General features: G+C 39.9%; 2 protein-coding genes. One reads left to right on the forward strand and one right to left on the reverse strand.

Annotation, left to right across the window (positions count from 1 at the left end; translation table 11 throughout):
• Positions 1–131 precede the first annotated feature (131 nt).
• On the forward strand, positions 132–626 hold the full coding sequence (locus tag ACED60_RS25500) for a replication/maintenance protein RepL (RefSeq protein ID WP_371728722.1): 495 nt from the start codon (positions 132–134) through the stop codon (positions 624–626).
• 264 nt (positions 627–890) lie between these two features.
• Here ACED60_RS25500 and ACED60_RS25505 read toward each other — a convergent pair whose 3' ends face one another.
• Entirely contained in the window at positions 891–1382 is a 492-nt protein-coding gene (locus ACED60_RS25505) for a hypothetical protein (RefSeq protein ID WP_371728723.1), read from the reverse strand.
• Positions 1383–2319: the final 937 nt, after the last annotated feature.

Consider the following 2319-nt stretch of genomic DNA (forward strand, 5'->3'; position numbering starts at 1 on the left):
GGGTCTCACCAGCTATGAGACTCTGGAGTCTCACCAGCTATGAGACTCAAATATACCGCTTGTAAAACTCATGAGACTGGTTGTATCATGAGTTTAATGTTTTTGAATATCATCTGATACTAGGTAGTCTCATGGCCAATGACAACGACAACTACAACTTTGTGCAAGTCCAAAAAGGACACATGAAGCAATGGAGAGAGCTGATAAAGAAACAACCATTATCAGCAGAGATTATGTTTTATTTCATGGAAGTTATGGGCAAAAACACAAATGCTGTAGTTTGCTCATACAAAACCCTTCAAGAGATTACTGGGTACAGTAGGCCGTCAGTAGGCAGAGCAATAAAAAACCTTAAAGATATGAACTGGATAGATAGCGTGAAAATAGGATCAGCAACAGCCTACGCAGTCAATGAAAGGATAGTTTGGCAATCAGGAAAGAATCAACGTAGATATGCAATGTTTAGTGCTACGGTTATAGCTTCAGAAACCGAGCAAGGAAAAGAATTTAACCCTGACAATGATACAAAAATCAAACACGTACCATTCGTGGAAAGAAGCGAAAGAGCGATTATATCGAATGATGAATTACCACCACCAGACCAGCAAGAACTAGAACTAAATTAACGCCAGCTTAAAGAGCTCCAACTCAGTAAGCTGACTAATCAAAACCAACAAACAGAGAAGTTAATTATGACTAAAGAGAATTATTCTATACAAGGGCTTAAAGATCTACTAAATGATCTAGAGGAATTATCAACATGTATCATGACATTAAGCGGAATACCTGAACACTTCAATTCATCAGCTTATGATCAACTACAAGAAGATAAGCACGCCCTAATACAAAAAATCAATGGGTATGCAAGCATACTAAATTCAATTTAGTTTTTATTTCTTACCCTTCTTTTTTCTCTTGTTTCTATTTTTTAAGCGCTTAGATTGAGGGGGGTTAGTTACTGGCGAAACAGTTGTCAACTGTTTCGCTTCCTCTGCTTTTAAAGCTCTTTCACTTCTAAATTCTTCAACACCTTTACGAGCAAGTTCATGGGCTATTTTCATGCGTTCCTCGTAATCAGAACTAGACTCTTTAACCTTTGTTTTTTGCACTTCTCGATAATTATCCTCAAAAGGATCTAGAACAGAATAAGAGCTTAATTCACCTATAGAAGCCCCTCGATAAACTCGAATCAATGAAAGTGAATCCAAGTGAGAAAGAGAGTTTGATACTGAAACCCTACTACAACCAACTCGCTTCGCAATTTCATTTGTTGATATTGAAACAAAGCCAGATTCATCAGAGATTGAAGACAAAAACACATAAATCAATTTTTGAACTGGAGTTAAAAACAGGCTTTGAAATTCATCACTAAAAATACGCATGGGACACCGTGTAAAAACATTTTACAAGCAAAATACCAATGTAAAAATTTTTTACAAGAGTTAAAGCCTTTAAACTAAAGGGTTTGAACCAAAAAAAGGGAATAACTAGAGTTCCACTATGGGACTATAAGCCACTATTAAAGTAAGTGGCTTATGAACCAAAACGCTGTACGCGTTTTGGTTCCCTCCTATCGCTCCTTCTCCTACGCTAGTTCCGCTCGTCGTCGTCGCTCGTCGTCGTCGCTCGGAGTCGGGAAACGCAGACAGCTTTAACAAGAAAGTATGTCATTTTTTGACAAACTGGTATGTCATTGGATAACAAACTCGCTAACGCTCAAACACTGGCGCGCTATGCTTGCGAATACAGGGATGGTTCTATGTGCGTGAAGATATATAACCACTAATCAAGTGTCCGGATGTCCGGAGTTAGTTGGGGTGTTACAGGAACCCCAACGATAGAACCGATAATTGGCAGTGCCCTGGACCTTTTTTATCCTGGCAGTGCTAAGGGTGGTACAGCGTCATTTTTTACGCTGCTATTGTATCGCCCAATCAGCCACAACAACCCCAAAGGCTCATTGAGTGGGCTTATCCCTGCGGGGCTAGTCAATCGCACACCTAAGCCCTCCAATCTAAAAACATCAGTGTAACTACAGATAATCAAGAAAATCACAACAGAGAGCCATTAAGACGCTTACAGACGCAAATCTGTGCGTCAAAGCGGATGCGCTTTCCGCTTGCGGAAATTGTCCACAAATTTGTGAATGTAAACGTCAGACAACGAGCGAAGCGAGGCGTCAGTATCACGATTTAAAGTGCTGCTAAATAGATATAGAAAGAGACCGTTTCAAGTGCTTGATTTTAAAGGGTGTTTTTCGGGGGGGGTCTCACCAGCTATGAGACTCTGGAGTCTCACCAGCTATGAGACTCAAATATA

Origin of the sequence: Vibrio sp. 1F279 (assembly GCF_041439815.1) — a bacterium.
Lineage (GTDB): Bacteria > Pseudomonadota > Gammaproteobacteria > Enterobacterales > Vibrionaceae > Vibrio > Vibrio tasmaniensis_A.